At 54.3% G+C, this 19,233-nt stretch carries 20 protein-coding genes; 7 read left to right on the forward strand and 13 right to left on the reverse strand.

What is annotated here, in order from left to right; genetic code table 11:
• Positions 1–193: 193 nt before the first annotated feature.
• Together KP014_RS27145 and KP014_RS27150 are read left to right on the forward strand one after the other, a co-directional pair.
• Positions 194–532, forward strand: coding sequence for an autorepressor SdpR family transcription factor (locus KP014_RS27145; protein WP_051500217.1), 339 nt, complete (start codon positions 194–196; stop codon positions 530–532).
• 12 nt (positions 533–544) lie between these two features.
• Positions 545–1,198 (forward strand): SdpI family protein, encoded by a 654-nt coding sequence (locus tag KP014_RS27150; RefSeq protein WP_036597091.1) that lies wholly within the window; start codon positions 545–547, stop codon positions 1,196–1,198.
• Here KP014_RS27150 and KP014_RS27155 read toward each other — a convergent pair.
• The 4 genes from KP014_RS27155 to KP014_RS27170 form a co-directional block, all read right to left on the reverse strand.
• The gene (locus KP014_RS27155) at positions 1,177–3,750 is read right to left on the reverse strand and encodes an O-antigen ligase family protein (RefSeq protein ID WP_090834469.1); all 2,574 of its coding nucleotides are present in this window, start codon (positions 3,748–3,750) and stop codon (positions 1,177–1,179) included. The two genes, KP014_RS27150 and KP014_RS27155, sit on opposite strands and share 22 nt — an antisense overlap.
• Before the next feature lie 318 nt (positions 3,751–4,068).
• Positions 4,069–5,256 (reverse strand): class I SAM-dependent methyltransferase, encoded by a 1,188-nt coding sequence (locus KP014_RS27160; RefSeq protein WP_036589661.1) that lies wholly within the window; start codon positions 5,254–5,256, stop codon positions 4,069–4,071.
• An 82-nt stretch (positions 5,257–5,338) separates the two neighbouring features.
• Positions 5,339–6,145, reverse strand: a complete 807-nt coding sequence (locus tag KP014_RS27165; RefSeq protein ID WP_036589621.1) for a PhzF family phenazine biosynthesis protein — start codon at positions 6,143–6,145, stop codon at positions 5,339–5,341.
• Positions 6,142–6,816 (reverse strand): DUF6483 family protein, encoded by a 675-nt coding sequence (locus KP014_RS27170; RefSeq protein ID WP_036589623.1) that lies wholly within the window; start codon positions 6,814–6,816, stop codon positions 6,142–6,144. The genes KP014_RS27165 and KP014_RS27170 overlap by 4 nt, the downstream gene beginning before the upstream one ends.
• Before the next feature lie 348 nt (positions 6,817–7,164).
• Between KP014_RS27170 and KP014_RS27175 the strand changes: the two genes are divergently transcribed.
• Both KP014_RS27175 and KP014_RS27180 read left to right on the forward strand, forming a co-directional pair.
• A complete protein-coding gene (locus tag KP014_RS27175) occupies positions 7,165–7,689 on the forward strand; it encodes an ArsR/SmtB family transcription factor (protein ID WP_051499425.1) in 525 nt (174 codons plus the stop codon).
• Entirely contained in the window at positions 7,679–8,950 is a 1,272-nt protein-coding gene (locus KP014_RS27180; RefSeq protein ID WP_036589665.1) for an MFS transporter, read from the forward strand. The genes KP014_RS27175 and KP014_RS27180 overlap by 11 nt, the downstream gene beginning before the upstream one ends.
• Positions 8,951–9,012: 62 nt before the next feature.
• Here KP014_RS27180 and KP014_RS27185 read toward each other — a convergent pair whose 3' ends face one another.
• Both KP014_RS27185 and yyaC read right to left on the reverse strand, forming a co-directional pair.
• Complete coding sequence (locus KP014_RS27185) at positions 9,013–9,804, reverse strand: alpha/beta fold hydrolase (protein WP_036589625.1); 792 nt, start codon at positions 9,802–9,804, stop codon at positions 9,013–9,015.
• 93 nt (positions 9,805–9,897) lie between these two features.
• Positions 9,898–10,428 (reverse strand): spore protease YyaC, encoded by a 531-nt coding sequence (gene yyaC / locus KP014_RS27190; protein WP_036589627.1) that lies wholly within the window; start codon positions 10,426–10,428, stop codon positions 9,898–9,900.
• A gap of 180 nt (positions 10,429–10,608) precedes the next feature.
• Here yyaC and KP014_RS27195 point away from each other — a divergent pair, with 180 nt between their 5' ends.
• On the forward strand, positions 10,609–10,830 hold the full coding sequence (locus KP014_RS27195) for a DUF1128 domain-containing protein (protein ID WP_036589629.1): 222 nt from the start codon (positions 10,609–10,611) through the stop codon (positions 10,828–10,830).
• Between the two features lie 89 nt (positions 10,831–10,919).
• Here the strand turns inward: KP014_RS27195 and KP014_RS27200 are convergent, their stop codons facing one another.
• Positions 10,920–11,921, reverse strand: a complete 1,002-nt coding sequence (locus KP014_RS27200; protein WP_036589632.1) for an asparaginase — start codon at positions 11,919–11,921, stop codon at positions 10,920–10,922.
• Between the two features lie 590 nt (positions 11,922–12,511).
• Here KP014_RS27200 and KP014_RS27205 point away from each other — a divergent pair.
• Both KP014_RS27205 and KP014_RS27210 read left to right on the forward strand, forming a co-directional pair.
• Positions 12,512–13,003, forward strand: coding sequence for a YtxH domain-containing protein (locus tag KP014_RS27205; RefSeq protein WP_036589635.1), 492 nt, complete (start codon positions 12,512–12,514; stop codon positions 13,001–13,003).
• A 144-nt stretch (positions 13,004–13,147) separates the two neighbouring features.
• On the forward strand, positions 13,148–13,480 hold the full coding sequence (locus KP014_RS27210; protein WP_036589638.1) for a DUF5665 domain-containing protein: 333 nt from the start codon (positions 13,148–13,150) through the stop codon (positions 13,478–13,480).
• Positions 13,481–13,556: 76 nt separating this feature from the next.
• Here the strand turns inward: KP014_RS27210 and KP014_RS27215 are convergent, their stop codons facing one another.
• From KP014_RS27215 to KP014_RS27240, 6 genes are all read right to left on the reverse strand, one after another.
• Positions 13,557–14,327, reverse strand: coding sequence for a sigma-70 family RNA polymerase sigma factor (locus tag KP014_RS27215; RefSeq protein ID WP_036589640.1), 771 nt, complete (start codon positions 14,325–14,327; stop codon positions 13,557–13,559).
• A complete protein-coding gene (rsbW, locus tag KP014_RS27220; RefSeq protein ID WP_036589642.1) occupies positions 14,324–14,776 on the reverse strand; it encodes an anti-sigma B factor RsbW in 453 nt (150 codons plus the stop codon). Before rsbW ends, KP014_RS27215 begins: the two co-directional genes overlap by 4 nt.
• A gap of 18 nt (positions 14,777–14,794) precedes the next feature.
• The gene (locus KP014_RS27225) at positions 14,795–15,133 is read right to left on the reverse strand and encodes an STAS domain-containing protein (protein WP_036589646.1); all 339 of its coding nucleotides are present in this window, start codon (positions 15,131–15,133) and stop codon (positions 14,795–14,797) included.
• A 97-nt stretch (positions 15,134–15,230) separates the two neighbouring features.
• Positions 15,231–16,901 carry a response regulator gene (locus KP014_RS27230; RefSeq protein ID WP_036589647.1) on the reverse strand — a complete coding sequence of 557 codons (1,671 nt, stop codon included), beginning with the start codon at positions 16,899–16,901 and terminating at the stop codon, positions 15,231–15,233.
• Between the two features lie 18 nt (positions 16,902–16,919).
• A complete protein-coding gene (locus KP014_RS27235; protein WP_036589649.1) occupies positions 16,920–17,789 on the reverse strand; it encodes a CheR family methyltransferase in 870 nt (289 codons plus the stop codon).
• Positions 17,790–17,889: 100 nt separating this feature from the next.
• On the reverse strand, positions 17,890–19,056 hold the full coding sequence (locus KP014_RS27240; RefSeq protein ID WP_036589651.1) for a PP2C family protein-serine/threonine phosphatase: 1,167 nt from the start codon (positions 19,054–19,056) through the stop codon (positions 17,890–17,892).
• Between the last annotated feature and the right edge of the window lie 177 nt (positions 19,057–19,233).

The raw sequence follows: 19,233 nt of genomic DNA on the forward strand, positions 1-19,233 counted from the left end.
GCCCTATGTACAATCCCGGACCCCGCTCGCACCCTTGTCTTTGCAGTAGGTTTCTATTAGCTTATTCTAGCATAGGGATGCTTACGACTTCTAGTTTGGCGGCGAAAGGGCTGGAAACGATTGACAAAGCAGAGCGGTACCAATTATTATACATTTAAGCAATTATCTAAATATCGAAAGGGTATTGAAAACGATGAACGAATCCTTTAAAGCACTGGCCGACCCCACACGCCGGCAAATCATCCGCCTGCTGCGCGACAAGGATCGAACCGCCGGGGAAATCGCTGAATTTTTCAACATGTCCAAACCGAGCATTTCCCATCACCTGAACGCCCTCAAGCATGCGGGACTCGTACAGGACGAGCGGCAGGGACAGTTCATCCGGTACACGCTCAATACCACCGTTCTGGAAGAGGTGCTCGGCTGGCTGCTCGAGTTGACAGACGGCGTCCAGGGCAAAAATGGGAAACAGACAAAGCGGGGAAATTCAAAATCTGCAAAACCGGAAGATGAATCTTCCACCCGATCTTAGGAGGATTAAACGATGAAAGATTTCAAGTGGAAATGGCAGGACACTTTTGCCGTTGCGGTGGGTCTGCTTACGGTCGGCTTCGCGCTGGTCAACTATCACCGGCTGCCCGCGCAGCTCCCGTCCCATATCGGTATATCGGGAGAATTCGACGGATTTCAGAGTAAGGGCTCGGCAATTTTGCTGTTTGGCGGGCTTGGGGTTCTGCTGCCGGTGTTGATGCAGATTACGCGTCCCCTTGATCCGAAAAAAGAACGCTACGCCAAATTCGAGAATGCTTATGCGATGATCCGTCTGGCCATATCCCTGATCTTCGACTCCGCGCTTGCCGCTTCCGTATTATACGGGCTTGGCGTCTCCTTGCCCACCTCCAGAATTGCAATCGCCGTGCTCGGAGCGGCCTTTATTGTCATCGGCAATTATATGCCGCAGGTTAAGGACAACTACTTCCTCGGCGTGAAGACGCCCTGGACACTGGCCAGCCCCGAAGTGTGGCGACGGACCCATCGTCTCACCGGAGTGCTCTGGTTAGCAGCGGGCGTCATTATTATCATTAGCGCATTTCTTCCGGGAAAATGGTTTGCCTTTACCATGATCGCCGCTCTTCTGCTTGCCGTCGTATTCCCGTATGTATATTCATGGGCGGATTACCGCCGTTTAAAAGCATAGGCTTCGGCCACCCTGCGTTGTCCCCTTAGCCCTGAGGCCTCCCGCCTCAGGGCTTCCACTCGTTCATGAAGGGAGCGGGCTTCGGCTGTAAACCGGAAATTCCGGTCGTTATGCCAAGTCGTTTCCGCTGTTCCAGCCGCAAGCAAAAAATACTGCCTTAGCAGTTCCCGCCCCGCTTCCGCGCAGCGCAGCGCTTCTCCCCCGTCTCCCTCCGCTAGATAGCGCTCACCCATCGTCAGCATTCGTCTTACGGCTTCTGTCCGTTTAACGTAATTAAAGACGTCAAGCTGCTGGCTGCGGCGCAGCCAGTATAAGGCTTCACCCGGAGGCCCTTCCTCCGAGACGGCTTCGGCCATTGCCCAGTTTAATGTAGGGTTCATCGGCGAATAATGCAGACCGCTCATTAATATCTCCTTCTTCCGCTTCGGCTCATAAAAAGAAGCGAGCGCCACGACGCTCTTCGGAGACAGCGGGTTCCAGGCAAGCGACCGTTCCAGCAGCGCAAGCGCCTCCTGCGGCTGGCGGGCCGATGCCGCAGCGCGGTACAGCGCTTCTCCCTGGTATGCCCGGAAAGACAGCAGGCTGAGCGTAAGCAGTAGACAGCAGGCTCCGGCGGCAAACAGCCTTCGGGGAAGCGGGTACAGGTTAAGGGACTTCTTTCTCCGCCCGCCCCCGGCGGGCGAGTGCCCGGCAGATGCAGGAATCGGGTGCATTCGCTTCGGGGACGAAAACCTGGATAGGTGATCTGCAGGCAAATGCTCTAAAGTTGAAAAGCTGGATAAGTGATCAGTAGGCATACGCTCTATGGTTGAAAACCTAGATAAGTGATCTGTAAGCATATGCTTCGGAATCAGTATGAGCGTACGCTCCACAGGCAGAATCTTTGCAGGCAATCTCCATGCGGATGTACGCCGACCCGAAAGACTTCCGGCCCTGGCGGATTCGGCTCGGGCCAGAGCGGGCAGCCAGAACAGCAGCAGCCAGAACAGGCCGTAGCTCCAATCGAAATCAACGGCGCCGTGCAGGACGATGACCAGAAAAGGAGGCAAGAGCCGCCGCGCGTGGGTCTTGATCAGCCACCCCGCCGCCGCAAGGCTTATGGCGGCGGCCGCTGCTCCGATCACTCCGACGTTCAGGAGGAGATCGAGGTATCCGCTGTGCACCTGGCTGCCCACATAGGGGCGGGACTGGACAGCGAGATAGGCGCTGCGCCACGTCTCCCCGCCCCGGCCCAGCCAGGGCGCCTCCGCCGCGAACCGCAGGGCGTCGCGGTACATCAGTCCGCGCGCGGCGACCGTCGAGGACGGTCCCGTCCCCCGCGCGCGCACGAGCATCAGGACGGCGGCTCCGCCCGCCGTCCAGGCCAGCGCCGCCAGCGTAAGCGCGGCGGCGCGTCCCCGGCCGGCCGCGTGCTGCGCGCGGCGGCCCAGCCACAGGCCGGCGGCCAGCGCGCCGGCCCAGAGCCCGGCCAGCAGCGGCAGGCCGGGCAGCGGAGCCGCGGGCAGGGCGGCCAGCCCGCGGTAGAGCAGCGCCGCCGCCGCGAGGGGGGCGGCGCCAGCGGCGAGCAGCGGCAGGGCAAGCCGCCGCTGCAGGGACAGTGCGGCGGCGGCAGCGCAGGCCGCCGCGAGCCACGCGCCGCGCGACTCGCTGAGCAGCAGCGCGGCGGCGTAGGGGAACAGCGGCGCGAGGTGCAGCAGTTCGCCGCTCAGGAGCCCTTTGGCCGGGACGCAGCGGCCGAAAGGCTCCGCATGCGCCGTCCCCGGCGCATTGCCCTCTCTGCTATAACTCGCGCTGCCTGCATCTTTGCCCTTCCGGCCGTGCCGCCCGCCACTCTCATCAGCATATCTTTGAGCTGCCGCGAACAGACGCTCCAGCAGAAATACAGCCATCACCGCGCCGAAGGCGTTCGGATACTGAAGCAGCCCTCCAAGCCTTGCGCCTGAGGCGCTGATTTCGGGCGAGGCACTTTGAAACACCGCATACGGGATCGGGAGCGCCCCACAAAAGGACAGCAGCCCGCTCAGACATAGGAGCATGCCCACCGCGTGCCAGACTGCCGAGAGCATCCGGCCTGCATTGGCGCCGGACGCGGCCTTCCAGGCCAGTATCGCGAAGCTGCCGCAGCCGCTCCAGCGCAGCAGTTCATTCATGGTTCCTTGCGCGGATAGGGGTCCTCTCAGCCAGGCGACGGCATATAATGCGGCCAGTACGATAGGGCCGCCCAGCATAACCATCTGAACCCGGCTCCTTTTTCCTGCAGATTTGCTCTCCTCTCCTCGTTCTGAATCTCCTGCCAGACTACACTCCATCATCTGCGCCCTGCCAGCATACCCGAGTCCTCCTGACAGTCGCTCAACGCCCCCTTGAAGCCGGATTGCCGCAGCGGCTCCGCACAGCAAGAACCAGATAGTCAAAATGGGGTACCAATCCTCGGAGAAAAACAGTCCCTGCTTCAGACAGGCGGCAGAAGCAAGCCCCACAGCCATTGCCGCGTATATATCCGCCAACTGTAACTTCGCAGCCCACCCTCTGTACCCACCGCTCATTCGCATCGCTCAGTCCCCCGAATTGTGATTAGCATTATTGTTTCCGGTTTTTTCCTCAGGGAAACACATAGCTCTCAAGCACCGAACGGGGCGGTAAAGCGCTGCGAATCGACTAATTTCCTCCTTCTGCTTCACCAGCCATTTGTTCGATCTCCCTACCCTCCTCTCCCCACATTCACATGTGTTATCTCTCCTGCCTTCACTACCTGCAGCATCCTCTCTTCAGCGGCAATAGAGCATGAAACAGCAAAAACGGGCAGTCTCCTATTCAGAAGGCTGCCCGTTTCGTCACCGATATCGGCGTATATTATTCTTCGGCGATTATTAATTGATCTTCGATACGGCTCCCCCCGGGAGCAGGTCGGCGCACACGCGCTCCAGATAAGGCTTCGCTCCCAAAAAATCGCGAAATGCCGTATATTCGCGCCATTTTACATCGCTGTCGCCGCTGCCGCTTTTGACTGCGCGAATCAAAATATTTTTGGGCGTATGCTCCATGTCGATAAATTCGAGCAGTTGGGTGCGGTAGCCCATCAGGTCCAGCAGCTTGGCCCGGATCGCGTCGGTCGCCAGGGCGGAGAAGCGCTCCTTGAGAATGCCGTGCGACAGCAGCGGCTCCATGATTTCATTCTCGATCTGGGCGAACAGCTCATGCTGGCAGCAGGGCACCGACAGGATAACCGAGGCGCCCCAGCGCACCGCTTTTTCCAGCGCGGCATCGGTCGCGGTATCGCAGGCATGCAGCGTGACGACCATATCGACCCGGTCCAACTCGTTGTACTCGGCGATGTCGCCAACAAGAAAACGGAGCTTGTCATATCCCAGCTTGTCCGCAAGAGCGCCGCAGTGGGCAATGACATCGGCTTTGAGATCAAGTCCGACAATGTTCAGCTCCCGCTTTTCCCGAACAGCCAAATAGTGATACAGCGCAAACGTCAGATACGATTTGCCGCAGCCAAAGTCAACGATCGTCAGCGGCCTGCCCGCCGGGAGAGAAGGCAGCACATCCTCCACCATCTCAAGGAACCGGTTGATCTGGCGGAACTTATCATATTTCTTGGCATGCACCTTTCCGCTGTCGTTCATTATGCCAAGCTCAATGAGAAACGGCACCGGCTCGCCCTCCTCCAGCACATACTGTTTACGCCGGTTATGGGAGAGGTCGGCGGCCGCTTTTTTCGTCGGCGGTTTGGTCAGGATCGTTGCTTTTTGCTTCTTGCTGATCAGCACCTGGTAATCCGCTTCCTCCGTGCTGAGCAGTCCCTGCCGGAAGATATCGCCCAGCAGCGTTCCCAGCTCTTCCGCCGCGGATTCGGCGGGGATATTCCTATGCTCCACCTGGGTGCCGGTATAATAAGCAAACTGGTAATGCAGCCCATTTTTTAGCTGCACGGGCTTGATGCCCACCTTGGTATAAGATGAGCCTTCCTTTTTGCGCAGCTGACTCAGGGTTCCCGAAATCAGGGAGCGGCCTTCGATAATGCGTTCTATCAGTGTATTCAGGGATTCCACAATCACAACCCGCTTTCAAAGTTTATAAAATGGTGCCAGGAGCATCTTCGCGTCTGACGGCTTGATCTCTTTGGATTCCCCGCTAGGGCCGGGCATGAAACAATCCGCTGACAACCGTCACCGCATGTCCGGACAGGAAGACCTTATCTTCGCTTATCTTTAGCCGGAGTGTGCCGCCGCGGCGGGATGCCTGGTAAGCGGTCAGTTCCCGGCGCTTCAGCTTGTCCGCCCAAAAAGGGGCCAGAGCCGTATGCGCGGAGCCGGTCACAGGGTCTTCGTTCACGCCAATACTGGGCGCAAAGAAACGGGAGACAAAGTCGACACCCTCCCCGCCGCCTTCGGCGGTTATCGCAACGGCGCGGGGAGACAGGCTCTTCAGTGCGGCAAAATCCGGACTTAAGTTTCTAAGCACAGATTCATCGCGGAGGCGGACAAGCGCGTTATCGGCATAGAAAAACACTTCCTCAATGTCCGCCTCTTCCGCTCCCAGCGCAGCAGCCAGCCCTGGTAACGGCTCCGCCGGGACAAGATCATATGCCGGGAAACAAAGCGTTATCCCGTCCCCGTCCCGCTCCGCCGTAAGCACGCCGCTCAGGGTGTGGAATTCCGCCCGCTTATCACGTGGAAGGCGTCCGGTCTCCCACAGTGTATGGGCGCTGGCGAGCGTGGCGTGTCCGCACAGCTTCACCTCGGCAGCCGGCGTAAACCAGCGCAGCCGGTAACCTCCGTTCTCCGGCCACAAAAATGCCGTTTCCGACAGATTCATTTCCGCTGCCGTCTGCGACATGAATTCTTCGGAGGCGGGCTGCTCCAGCAGGCATACCGCAGCCGGATTGCCCGCAAAGGCATGCTCGGTAAAAGCATCGACGATATAAATGGGAACGCTCATTGGGCACCTGTCTCCTTCGTCTGTCTATTCAGCTTCAGCCATTCCTGCCATCCCTGTCGCACTTCTTCCAGAGGAAGATTTCCCTGCTCCAGCTCGCCGGGATCTTTGTCAAGCAGCCGGTCATACAGCTCCTCGCCTTCCTTCGCGACCCGTTCACCCTGCTCCATCAAACGGTACAGCGAATCCTCCGCCTTTCCATACCGGCCCATGGATTCCATGTAGGACATGAGAAGCCGCTCAGTCTTCGCCGGAAGACGGTACGCTTCCACATCCTTTAGGCAATCGTCAATCTCCTTCGGCAAGCCCAGAAGCTCGCGGTCCGCGCCGTGAAGCGCGGCATACAGATACAGATGCAGCGCCTTCATCATCCGCGGCAGCGCCTCGGGGATCTGATCCGCCGCCGCATAGATAGTTCCTTCCTCATATAGCAGACGGGCCATCCCCTGAAGCTTGTCGCTTTCTAATCCTCCGCCGAGGCGGAACATTTCGATAATATCCTCTACGGACAGCGAATTCAGCAAGCGGGAGTTCAGTCTGAAATGCTTATTCAGCAGCTCGTCAACCTCCCATAACGCTTCCGTGGTCTTACGCTCCTGTTTCAGAACGAATACCTTGGCAACCATCGCCGTCATATCCTCGATCATCCGGACGATGTAATCTCTACGGAACATCCGTCTCGCCTCCCTCCATAGCATAGCTTCACACGCCTTATCTTAAACGATTCCCCTGCGCAATTCCACCGTGCTCCCTGGGCCGGAAGCGAAGTCCTCTCTATTGGCAGTTGCAATCGAATGCCCTGAAAGTCTCTTGCGAATTCAAAGATTGACATACCGGATCGTCTCATATTAATCTGTAATCAAGATCGATCTATATTACAGATCGTACTACGAATTAGTTTTTTTATTTCAATTTAGATTTTCATGCCAAATTAGATTGTTATGCCAAAATTAATCAACACAATGAAAGGCCCGATCAGCAATTATTTTAGAAGCCATTTGTACAACAGGAGGTTAGAGCCTATGAACGACTCAGATGTCAGCAAACGGGAGGGCACCCTCTTGCCCATCTCCGATGAACAGGAGAAGCTGCTGCAGAGCGCGCTGCGGATTAAGATTATGCACGCGCTCGCAGGCGACCCGCTAACCTCGAAGCAGGTGGCGGAAAGACTGGGCAAGACGCCCGGAAATGTTCATTACCACATTCAGAAGCTGTTCGAAGGCGGTCTGCTGGAGCTTGTGCGGACAGAAGCCGCCGGCGGGATTATGCAGAAATTCTACCGCTCCAAAGCAACCTGGTTCCGTTCGCCGAACTTCAGCGGATTCGGGTTCCGCAAGGAGGATACCGCCCTGCATTTCACAACAAGACTCAGCTTGTCGGCGGAAGAATTGACCCTTTTTCGGCAGGATGTGATGAAGCTGATCGGCGAATGGGAGGCGAAGGCAACCCACGGCGAAGAATATGGGGTTGAGATGATTATCGGAAGGCTGCTCCATCCTACCGACTCGGGGGACAGCAATGGAGGTGAGCGGCATGATGCCCCTTGAAACCTCCGAACAGACGAGGATCAGCCCGCTGCGGAGGTTTGCGGCGCCTTTTTCACAGTCACGGGCTTTTCCTTTCTTATGGCTCGGCCATCTCGTTTCTTTCCTGGGCAGCTCGATCACGATGGTCATTCTGCCCGTGCTCGTTTATTCACTGACGGGGTCCACGACCACCATGGGCATTGTCATGGCTGTGTATATGCTGCCCAATGTGCTGATGCTCCCTTTCGCCGGACATATTGTTGACAGGGTTGACCGGGTCAGAATCATGCTGCTGGCGGATATTCTGCGGTTTCTGATTATGGCGGCAACGGCTGTCCTCGCGCTTACGAATCTGCTGAGCATCCCTCTTCTGCTCGTGCTGATCGGAGGGTACGGTATGCTGGACGGCCTATTCCAGCCCGCTTATGCCGCAGTCCGCGCTTCCGTGTTCACGCCCGACATCCGTATCGCCGCCAATTCCTTGTCCCAGATAACAACCCAGGCGGTCCGCCTGGTCGGCCCCGCGCTTGGCGGGCTGCTCATTACGCATTGGTCGGCGGGCTTCGGCTTCGGTATCGACGCGTTCACTTACCTGATCTCCATGGTCTGCCTGCTGTATCTCCGTAAGGCGCTGGGAAGCCGGTCCCAAGCCAGGGAAATATCCGTTCAGCGTTCTGTCCACTGGAAGGAAGACTTCAAGGAAGGGATCGCGATTCTGCGCAGCCACCCGTGGCTGTGGATTACTATACTGGCCTTTTGTTTCATCAACATCTGCTTCACCGGTGTAACAAGTGTGCTGATCCCCTGGCTGTTCAAAGTGCATCACGACTGGGAACCTTATCTGTATGGGCTTGCCGTAACCTTCTCGGGGATGGGGGCCATCGTCGCAGGCCTGCTGCTGGGAATGAGGGGCGAATGGAAAAACAGAGGACTTATCGCTTACGGCGGAGCTCTGATCAGCGGACTGGCGCTGCTCTCGCTCAGCTTTGCGCCTACCGCCGGAGCCGCCATCGCCTTATTTGCCCTGGAGGGCTTCGGTATCATGCTCTTTTCGATGATCTGGGAAATCAGCCTGCAGGACCTGGTGCCTCAGGAGGCGTTCGGACGCGTGGCGAGTCTGGATATGATGGGTTCCTTCGCGCTGCTGCCGGTCGGTTATATCGTTGTGGGCTGGACGGCCGATTGGATCGGAGGGATCGCGACCATTGCCATTTTCGCCGGGCTCGGCATATCCGCCATTCTTCTAGTGCTCTGCATTCCCTCCATCCGTCGGTTTCAATAACAAAAAAATAAGCAGCATAACAAAAAAAGAGGGCCGCTCGCCCTCTTTTTAAACGACAGCCGTCATCTTACCAGGACAGCGGCAAAATCCTTGATCGCATCGGCAAGCTGCTCCGGCTCTTCAAACAGACTCATATGGCCGGCGCCGGAAATGACCGCCTTCGTTGCGTTCCGCTTGTCCGAGGTAAAGGTCCTCTCCACCGGTACAAGACCGTCCTTTTCCCCTGCCACAAGCAGCACCGGCAGCTCGCTGGCGGTTATCACATCGCGCCGGTCGGGACGCTCCCGCATGGCCAGGGCGGCTCCAATCGCTCCTTGGGGCGGTGTCTTAAAGCCGATTTCCCGCGCCCGCTGGAGCAGCTCTGGCGAGGACTTCGCCGTCTCCGGCGCGAACAGTCCGGGTACGAATCCATCCACAAAGTCGGTGATTCCTTGCGATTGGATCGCAGCAACCGCCTTAAGCCGCTTCTCCTTCGCCTCGTTGCTGTCCGGGTAGGCTGTGGAATGAATCAGTCCGAAGGCATTCAGGCGCGAGGCATAACGCTGAGCGAACGAAAGTGTAATATACCCGCCCAATGAATGGCCCAGCAGCGTAACCTTTGGAATGTCAAGAGCGTCCAGCAGCGAAAGTACGTCATCGGCCATTTGTTCAATCGTATAGGCGCCAAGCGGCGCATCGGAAGAACCATGCCCCCGCAGGTCGGGCGCAATGACGCGGTAGCTTCCGCTCAAAATCGGGATAACCTTCTCCCAGTATTCCGCGCTGCCGCAGAAACCGTGAAGCAGAACAATAACTTCACCCTGCCCTTGATCGCTGTAACTAATGTGAACTCCTTCACGACGCACTGTTTCCATGACAGCCTCCTTCTTTCTTCTTAAATAATCACCCAATTATCTACCTAATTGGGTAGTAATTATTTAAGCCAAACGAGTGTAATTGAAACGTATTCAGCGGGACAGCCCGAATCCTGCGGCCGCTGCGGTCGCAATGGTTCCCGCCATGCCCATCACACGGTTCAGCGGCGTTGTCTGAAGCGTACGGTACGGCTTCGGTCCGTTTGCATCAACGACGGCGGCAAGGCTGTAATGCCCTACTGCGGGCAGAGCCAGTCCTACGGATTTGGCCGGGTGCAGCGGTTCCATGGAGGCAAAATAATAACCTACGGCCGCGTGCGGACCGAGGCAGGCATCGACGGCGATCACGATATGCCCGGAAGGAATTTCGATCATCCTTTTCGTCAGATTATTCGCATCGCAAGGGGACGGAAGCGTGCCGATCACATGGGGAAATCCGTATTCCAGCAGTTGGCTTCCCGTCAACGGCCCCAGCGAGTCTCCAGTGGAACGGTCGGTGCCGATGCAGAGGAAGGTAATCTTTTCCGGCTTATGCAGCCCTCTGATTTCGCGAAAGAAAGCAGTCAGGCCGCCGGCATCCAGCTTTCGCTTTCCGCCTCCCTGCCCCTGTTCCCTGATTGCCATGCCCTGCTTTCCCCCTTTGATCGTGTACTTGTGAAGCAGACTGCTGTCACCGCTCTAGCGGATACCGCTTTTTCAATACATTCTACAATAAATCAATTTCGGCGACAAAATATGGTGTCCGCAGCGTTAAGCATGGTAAAATACATAGATTAACGCGCAGAAAGGATGAACGTGAACTTAATGGATCTATCGACCCCGACCCAAAGTAATGTGGAATATATGATCGAAAGCATCAAGACCAAACTGAAAATGGCCAGCGCCGCCGCCATGCAGTCCTCCGCCTTCTCGCTGGAGAAGTATGAAGACATCCGGGATATTTACGAAGTCGTTATGGATAGCGACAGACTCAGTATCTCACAGGTGGAGGCTCTCGTCTCAGAACTGGGGCGCTTACGGAAATAATAACTGCCCCCCTAGTGAACAGGCCCCTCGCCATCGATCCGTGAAAATGAGGTTCGACGGGAGGGGCCTGTGTCTTGTGCTCGGAACAATCAGATTAACTCCAGTTTGAATACCGTCTCCGCATGACCGACACGCGTTCCTTCATCATTCTCGATATAGCCCGTGAAAGCCGCCGCAAGCTTACTTAACGTCGACCGGTTCGAATATCCGATCTGCTCCAGAATGCCGCGTACAATCAGACCCCATTCTTCTTCGGAGCCGTCCAGTATCTTAAAGGCAAACCCGAGACGTTCATTCCGCAGCCCGAAGCAGTACACGCCCTTGAAGCCGCCTTTGGACACGATATTCTCGTCTTCCAGCAGCAGGGAGTCCAGCCGTCCGTGTCCAGCAACCATCTCCGGATGGGCATGCATGGCCGATGTGATGACCTTTACCGCTTCTCTCGTCGCCTTATCTTCGATCAGCTCTGGACAGGCCAGCTTCAAATAGGCATGGGCCAATCCGGTCAAAGGGAGCGCGAACACTGGCAATCCGCAGCCGTCCGTTCCCAGGCTGATATCCTTTTGCGCCAGGCCCGCCATATAGGCGACCGTCTGGAGAATCTCCCGCTGAACCGGATGCTCCGGCTGAGCGTATCCTTCCAGCGGCAGTGCCCTAGATTTACTGTAAGACAGCAGCCCCAGATGCTTGCCAGAGCAGTTATGGTACAGCTTTCGCTTGCCATTGCCGCGGATTGCCTCCTCGCGGCTTCCTTCGTCAAGCGGATAGCTGGAAGCGCAGATCATGCAGCTTTCCGTTACACCCGTTTTGGCTGCGATGCTCTCCAAGGCCTGAAGGTGATAGCTCTCCCCGCGGTGCGAAGCGGTCATAAGGGCGATTTCATCTGCACTCAGACCGTATTTATCCATAATTCCGCCGCGAATGCCCGGAATCGCCTGCAGAGGCTTCGCCGAAGAACGGGTAAAGGAAACAAAGCCGGGGTCCCCCGCATATCCTTTTAACACTCCATTCTCCCCCACCATGGCAATATGCCCGTTGTGGGCGCATTCCATCAGATTGGCCCGATACTCCTTTACCAAAACCGTCTCCATGTTGCTCTCTCCCTTATCTCTATGTGTTTTTTCCTATATTATTGAAACTGTTTGAACTATCTAATTTTGAAAGAACTATATAATCTAGCAATCAAGTGATGTCTTTTGTAAAGGGTCAAAAAAGACGATTTACTCTATACTTTCACATCCGCTCGTCTCTTTCGGCAGCTATGCTCCACCAGTCTTTCCCATACATCCTTGCTGTTTCAGGGCATACGTCAAAGTTTATATACGAAGTAAGAAGTTAAGATGAATTCATCGTAATACCGACTTCCAAACGAAGGAGGCGCTCGTAAGCGGGGAATCATCGTTAGTATCTTGATGGCAGTCGTCATCGGTATTATAGGTGATACAAAGCCGTAGGCGATATACCCGGCGGAATCCCGGTTCGATGATTGCCGGATTTATCGGTACTTGGCTGGGAGCATACTTACTTCGGCAGCTTTGGCCCCGTTACCTGGCAATCTCGCCATCACTTTCGGCAATGATCGGTACCGTGCTATTCATATTCCTGCTGGGCCTGGTCCCAGACTAATACGACGCGCCGCCTGACTTTGGATTCAGATTATTCTACCTGAGGAGTGATTGTGATGAGTAAAGAAGAACTGGAATATCCTGTGCAAAGCGGAACAACCTTCGCGAAAGGTCTTCTTATTGGCGGTCTGATCGGTGCGGCTGCGGCCCTTCTCTTCGCACCCAAACCGGGACGCGAGATGCGCAGCGACCTCTCTGGCAAACTGAGCATAGCTACCGACAAGACAAAAGAATTCTCCGGTACGGTTACCGATAAGACGAAATCTCTTGCTACGGCAGTCGGTGGAAAAGTGGCCGATTTGGCCGGTACCGTATCCAGCAAGGTTTCCGATTTGGCTAGTACCGTATCGTCCAAAGCATCCGACATTAGGACAACCGTCAGCGACAGCAAGCAGGAAATTGCCGCTACCTTGCAGGAAACCGGAAAGAAAGTCTCTGATACGGTCAGCACGGCTTCCACAGAGGTAAGCGATGACGTTAAGGATGCTTCCAAGGACATCTCCGAAGAAGCAAAGAACGCTTCGGATGAGGTCAAAGCTGGCTATTAAGCGGCTTACTCACAGCGTGGTTGATTTAAGCTCTATTCTTCCTCCAGCCGGCAGCCAGCTGCAATCAGCTGGCTGCCGGTATGCATGATGCCTGATTCCCAGAGCAGCCAAGGCCCGTCAGCTATAAGAAAGCAGGAGGACTTTATGGGAAATCCGACAGAAAAGACAAGAAACTACGAAGTGGACGATCACCCGTTCGAACTCCGCCATGAAGTGAAGCGGCTGAATGCCCGGCTGGACCAAATCGCCGACTCACTGGAGAAATCAGAGTTCAAGGATATACTGGAGAATTATACAGACCCCAAGAAGCGGATCATTACCAATCTCATGGCCGGCATTTCCCGGGGGCTCGGTCTGTCTCTAGGTACATTCATTGTGCTGGGCATACTGGGTTATATCGTCAGTCTGTTTATTAACGTGCCGGTCATCGGCGAGTATCTCGCCGAAATCAAAAAGTACATTGACGCCAACAGTTAAGGGCACGCCAAATAAAGGGCATGGTTCCGCTCCAGCGGTTCCATGCCCTATCCTATTTTAAAGAGAAGTTTGTCCATCAATACGTCGAATTGGACATAATCTGTTTCAGCTTCTCGGTAGCCCGTTTCTGAATTCGCGATACGCTCATCTGAGATACACCCAGCTTCTGGGCGATAGCCCGCTGAGACTGCCCTTCCTGGAATGCCAGCAGCAGCACCTTCTGCTCCTGCTCCTTCAATTGTCCAAGCGCCTGCTGAAGGTCCATGCGCCGCTCTACGGTATCATAGTCGTTCGCATCCGAGCTGATCAGTTCGCCCAGCGTGGCGCCGGTCTCTTCCTGAGACAGCGGGGAATCCAGCGATACGTAATGGTAACATTCCCTTCCGGCAAGAACTTCCACCGCTTCCTCCACAGACAGATCAAGGTAACGCGCGATTTCGCCCACATCGGGTGAACGCTCCAGCTTGACGGTCAGTTCGTCAATCGCCTGCTGGACCAATGCGCCTTTTTCTTTGATGCGTCTGGGAACCTGTATGTACCAGGATTTATCGCGGAGAAAATTCTTCATATGCCCGATCATGCTCTTCATGGCATAGGGCTCAAAAGGAATACCAAGGCTGATATCGTATTGCTGCAGGAGGCGGATCAGAGCCATCTGACCGACCTGATAGAGGTCTTCATAAAGATCGGGGCGGTTGCGGGCAATCTTTCCTGCGGCCATCTTGACCATCGGTTCGTATCTATGAATCAAAGTGGTGGCGATGTCATTATCTTTGGTCTGCTGATATTCCCAAATAAGAGAGACGGATTCGTCCAAGGACTCTGGGGGAGTCACTCTTTCATTCATACTCTCTCCTCGCTGAGATGAAGCTTTTTAGTCAAAGTTACGACTGTCCCCTTCCCGGATTCGCTTATGACGTTAACCTCATCCATAAGCGCCTGCATCAGATAGAAGCCGAGCCCCCCGACTTGAACATCGCTTAGTTCCTTGTCATGCAGGGCCATGCGCTCTCCAGATGCTTTCACTTTGTCAAAGCTCTCCCCCTCGTCTTTGACGGTGATCGACAGGGCGTCCGCACTTACTTCAAAGATGACATCGACTAATCCATCCTCCTGCTCATAGGCGTAAAGAACTGAATTGTTACAGGCCTCGGAAACCGCTACTTTCATATCTTCTATATCTTCGTACGAAAAGCCCATCTTCGAGGCAATTCCGTATAAATTGAGTCTGACAATATCGACATATTCTGCACTGGCAGGCAACTGGATTATCACTTTTTGTATATCATCACTCATTCTTTGTTCGGTCCTTTCCTAGTGGGAATTCTCTTGGGAGGCAAAAAATTTGGCGATACCGGTCATATCAAACAGCTTCTGTATTTGCGGCGGAACTTCCTCCACGGTGAATTTAACATTCATTCCGTGTCTTGCCTTGAGGATCGACAGGAGAATTCCAATTCCCGTGCTGTCGATATATTTCAATTCTTTCATGTTAATGGCCAGATCTAGCCCAGTATCCCCCACAAGCGGCTCCATCACCAACCGAAAATCGGCAGCGACCGACAAATCGAGTTCGCCTCTCAAGTAGACTGTGCAAACGCCAGCCTCGGTTTTTGTCGTTGCATGAAACTTTTCGCTCTTATGTGTATTCATAGAAAATCTCTCCTGATTGATGTTTTCTTTACCAATAACCCTAAAGACATGCCCATGAAACAAAAAAATCGGACTTCATGCTCTGGAAATTACTAGGTTATGCGGGATTGACCGTGGTATCACGGCCGTGGTACAGACTTGCCCCACAGGAATAACGGGATAAAATTTGCCCGATGCTGCTCAGCTTAAGCGGCTTGCTGATATAACCGTTCATGCCTGCGGCCTGGCAGCGGCTCTGAATATCGTCTACGACGCCAGCTGTCATGGCGATAATGACGGGAGACCGAAGATCGTGCCTTCTCCCCTCGCGAATCTCTTGCGCGGCCTTCAGGCCGTCCATTTCAGGCATTTGAAGATCCATAAAGATAAGCTCGTAAGGGCAGGACAGAGCCATGTCCACGGCCTGCCGTCCATTCTCGGCTATATCCGCCGCGATCCCCAGCTTCTCCAGCATGCTGGCTATCAGCCTTTGGTTAATGGGATGCTCGTCCACAACAAGCACCTTATATCTGCCTTCTTTGCAACGTGAGGACCCGGTTCCCTTCTCCTGATGGCCACTTCCGCCTGAATCCTCCTCCGGCAGCCCCACGGTAATGGTAAATATGAAGGCGGCGCCTTTCTTCTCCATGGATTCCACCCGAATATCGCCTCCCATCATACCCACCAGCGATTTGCAAATGGCCAGCCCAAGCCCGGTGCCGCCGTACTTTCGGGCCATCGATGAATCGAGCTGGGAGAACGGCTGGAACAGACGGTCGCGCTTTTCCGGGGATATACCGATGCCGGTGTCCTTGACCATAAATTCCACAACGATTTGATTGTCTCTTCTCTCCGTGCCTGTGACGACCAAGTATACCCCGCCGCGGCTTGTGAACTTGATCGCATTGGATACGAGATTCATCAGCACCTGGCGAAGCCGGGCCATGTCCCCGTACAACAGATTTGGCAGAGTATGGTCAATAAAATAGGCCAATTCGAGATTCTTTTTGCCCGCTTCAACCGAGAACAGGCTGAACACTTCCTGTATGCAGCTGCGCAGCTCGAACAGCTGGATTTCCACTTCCATTTTACCGGATTCCATCTTGGTGTAATCCAGAATATCGTTAATGACGGTGACGAGAGTGTCCGTGCTTCTGCGGATAACATCCGCGTATTCCTGCTGCTCCGGCGTGAGCGCCGTTTCCATAAGCAGGTCGATCATCCCCACGACCCCGTTCATCGGCGTGCGTATTTCATGGCTCATCATCGCCAAAAATGCAGTCTTTGCCTTAGCGGCGCTCTCTGCATCTTCCTTCGCTTTGAGCAGTTCCTTGCCCATCCGCTCCAATTCCTGCGTCTTCTGCTGAAGAAGCATCGATTGGTTCTGGTGCTTCTTATTAGTCAAGAACATATCGACAAAGCCTTCAATTTTTGATTTCAGAATCTGCGGAATAAGCGGTTTGTCCATATAGTCGATGGCGCCGGCGGAATATCCGGCAAACAACTGCTCCGCTTCCTTGCTGCCCGCCGAAATAAAAATGATCGGAATATCCTTCGTCTTGTCCCGGGCCTTAATCAGCTTGGCTGTCTCAATTCCATCCATTCCCGGCATCTGAACATCAAGGACGATGACAGCAAATTCGTGGCTTGTTAGGAGGCTTAGGGCCTCTTCGCCGGAATTTGCTTTAATGAATTTGTATTTCTTGCTCTCGAGCACCGCCTCAAGCGCCAGCAAGTTTTCGGGACGATCGTCTACCAGCAGAATGTGAATCGGTTCTTGACCCACCATAGGCCCCTCCTAGACACATCATTTGATTTTACGATAGATCTTTTCCACTCTGTCCAGCGGCTCGTAACTGTCACTGTACCTTGTGAAATGAATGGACTCTTTGGCTCCGAGAACAAGCAATCCGAATCGGCTGAGGCTCTCGAAAAACAGGCTGTGGACATGCTCTCGAAGCTCATCGTTAAAGTAAATCATTACATTCCGGCAAAATATAACATTGAACTCGTTGAATGAAGTATCGGTCGCCAGGTTATGTTCGGCAAAAGTAATGTTTTTGCGTAAGGCAGGCTGAAAGATGACCGAATTATACTTCGCTGTATAATATTCCGAAAAGGCGCGCTTACCGCCCGCCTCCATGTGGTTTTGGCTATACTGTTGCATTTTACTGATTTCGTATACGCCTTCCTTGGCCTGCTGAAGCGATCTGTTGTTTATATCGGTGGCGTAAATACGCGCTTTGTCGTACAAGCCCTCCTCCTTCAGCAGAATCGCCATGGAGTATACCTCTTCGCCCGTAGAGCAGCCGGCATGCCAGATTCGGATATACGGGTAGTTCCTCAGAAGAGGAACGGCCTTCTGGCGGAAAGTCAGGAACATGTCGGGGTCCCGGAACATCTCCGTGACCGGTACGGAAAGGCTGTAAATAAGACGTTCGAAGCAGGCCCTGTCATGAAGCACCTTCTCCTGCAGCGCGGATATGCTGGAAAGGTTCTCCCCATGAACACGATGCCAGATCCGTCTCCTCAGGGAAGGCAGTGAATAATTTCGGAAATCATATCCGTATAGGCGATAAATACCGCAGAGCAGAAGCTCGATTTCGATATTTTCCAGCTCGTTCTTATCGGTTCCTGCAAGGGGCTGCTCATCGCTTCCTCGTTCTGTTGTTGTCATTGATTCCGGCTCCCTTGCGATGCCGTCTTCCGGCAAACGGCTGATTATTCTGCCTGTAAGAATATTACCCCAAATCCGGAATTACGAATACAAGCATTCGTTATTGCTTTCCCCTTCTCAGTGAAATCCACACCAGACACTTGTCGTCATCACGCTCACCCGGAGCCTTGTCATCAAAAAAAGCGGCCTTCATCGGCTCTTCCCGCCACTCATGCTCCCCCGTAAGCTCGCGGATCAGGAATTCCAGCTGTTCCTGCTGGTCCCCATCCACCATCTCCAGCAGCCCGTCGGTATACATCGCCAAATGGCCTTCCTGTTCATAAGTGAGCGTTTGAGGCGAAGCCTCGATTCGGTCGAACACCCCCACCGGATGGCAGTTGCTCTCCAGCAACACCGGTTCGGCGGCGTCGCCTTCGAAGAACAGCGCAGGGGGATGACCCGCATTCACATAGTCAATACGCTGTAATTTGGTATCAATCACAAGATAAATGGCTGTAAAATAGTATTGTACAAGCTGCTTTTCGATATAGAGCTGGTTGAAGCGCCGGTTCAGTTCCTGGATGACTTTCTCCGGCTCGACGTAAGTCGTGACCGTGTCCTTGAGTACGGAAGCGATGAACATACAGAACAGGGAAGATGAAATGCCGTGTCCCATCATATCCAGCAAAATGACCCCATACCGCCCGTCTCCCAGCGCGTACCAGGCGTATAAATCCCCGGCCAGCTCAAATGAAGGCTGATAAATGGCATGCACTTCGAACAGCTCTTCTCTCAGCGGCAGGCTGAGCACTGCATTCTGCACCAGCGCCGCAAGCTTCAGCTCATACTGAATGCGCTGATCCCTTTCCTTATGCCAATCCTTCTCGGCCTTTAGCCGCAGAGCCAAGCGGATTCTCGCCATCAGCTCGACCTTGTTGATCGGCTTGGTTACATAATCGACCGCGCCGGCATCCAGCGCTTCCGCCAATTTCTTGGAGTCGCCGACGGCGGTTACCATGATAATTGGAATATCCTTCAAATTCGCGTACCGCTGCACGATCCGGCAGGCCTCGATACCGTCCATTTCGGGCATCATCATATCGAGGAGAATAAGATCGACATCGGGATGCTTGGGCCTAAGTTCGGTATTCTCGCCGCCAACCCCGAGCAGCTCCAGCATTTCAATAGCGGAAGCCGCTGTAATCACATTGCGATACGCCTCTTTTTTTAGGATTTCACGGATGATGATAATATTGGTAGGATTGTCGTCAACAATTAGAATTTTCATTACTTCACCTCGCAATCTCATAATTCGACTGAAAAATCCAAAATGCGCATAATGTTATCATACGATATTTAGCCGGGTATTTTCCATCCGCAACATTTGCAGGCATCGCCTTTTCTTTCCTTAGATAGACAAAAAGACACTTTTCCATTAAAAGTAACCCCCAGTCCACAGTGGAGC

It is taken from the genome of Paenibacillus sophorae (genome assembly GCF_018966525.1).
GTDB classification, from domain to species: Bacteria; Bacillota; Bacilli; order Paenibacillales; family Paenibacillaceae; genus Paenibacillus_AQ; species Paenibacillus_AQ sophorae.

Coding starts and splice junctions, on each gene's coding strand:
- KP014_RS27225 (WP_036589646.1), bottom strand. CDS start 15,133: ATGAATACACATAAGAGCGAAAAGTTTCATGCAACGACAAAAACCGAG.
- KP014_RS27175 (WP_051499425.1), top strand. CDS start 7,165: ATGAACGACTCAGATGTCAGCAAACGGGAGGGCACCCTCTTGCCCATC.
- KP014_RS27240 (WP_036589651.1), bottom strand. CDS start 19,056: ATGAAAATTCTAATTGTTGACGACAATCCTACCAATATTATCATCATC.
- rsbW (WP_036589642.1), bottom strand. CDS start 14,776: ATGAGTGATGATATACAAAAAGTGATAATCCAGTTGCCTGCCAGTGCA.
- KP014_RS27150 (WP_036597091.1), top strand. CDS start 545: ATGAAAGATTTCAAGTGGAAATGGCAGGACACTTTTGCCGTTGCGGTG.
- KP014_RS27215 (WP_036589640.1), bottom strand. CDS start 14,327: ATGAATGAAAGAGTGACTCCCCCAGAGTCCTTGGACGAATCCGTCTCT.
- KP014_RS27165 (WP_036589621.1), bottom strand. CDS start 6,145: ATGAGCGTTCCCATTTATATCGTCGATGCTTTTACCGAGCATGCCTTT.
- KP014_RS27185 (WP_036589625.1), bottom strand. CDS start 9,804: ATGGAAACAGTGCGTCGTGAAGGAGTTCACATTAGTTACAGCGATCAA.
- KP014_RS27200 (WP_036589632.1), bottom strand. CDS start 11,921: ATGGAGACGGTTTTGGTAAAGGAGTATCGGGCCAATCTGATGGAATGC.
- KP014_RS27235 (WP_036589649.1), bottom strand. CDS start 17,789: ATGACAACAACAGAACGAGGAAGCGATGAGCAGCCCCTTGCAGGAACC.
- KP014_RS27195 (WP_036589629.1), top strand. CDS start 10,609: ATGGATCTATCGACCCCGACCCAAAGTAATGTGGAATATATGATCGAA.
- yyaC (WP_036589627.1), bottom strand. CDS start 10,428: ATGGCAATCAGGGAACAGGGGCAGGGAGGCGGAAAGCGAAAGCTGGAT.
- KP014_RS27155 (WP_090834469.1), bottom strand. CDS start 3,750: ATGCGAATGAGCGGTGGGTACAGAGGGTGGGCTGCGAAGTTACAGTTG.
- KP014_RS27210 (WP_036589638.1), top strand. CDS start 13,148: ATGGGAAATCCGACAGAAAAGACAAGAAACTACGAAGTGGACGATCAC.
- KP014_RS27205 (WP_036589635.1), top strand. CDS start 12,512: ATGAGTAAAGAAGAACTGGAATATCCTGTGCAAAGCGGAACAACCTTC.
- KP014_RS27145 (WP_051500217.1), top strand. CDS start 194: ATGAACGAATCCTTTAAAGCACTGGCCGACCCCACACGCCGGCAAATC.
- KP014_RS27170 (WP_036589623.1), bottom strand. CDS start 6,816: ATGTTCCGTAGAGATTACATCGTCCGGATGATCGAGGATATGACGGCG.
- KP014_RS27180 (WP_036589665.1), top strand. CDS start 7,679: ATGCCCCTTGAAACCTCCGAACAGACGAGGATCAGCCCGCTGCGGAGG.
- KP014_RS27230 (WP_036589647.1), bottom strand. CDS start 16,901: ATGGTGGGTCAAGAACCGATTCACATTCTGCTGGTAGACGATCGTCCC.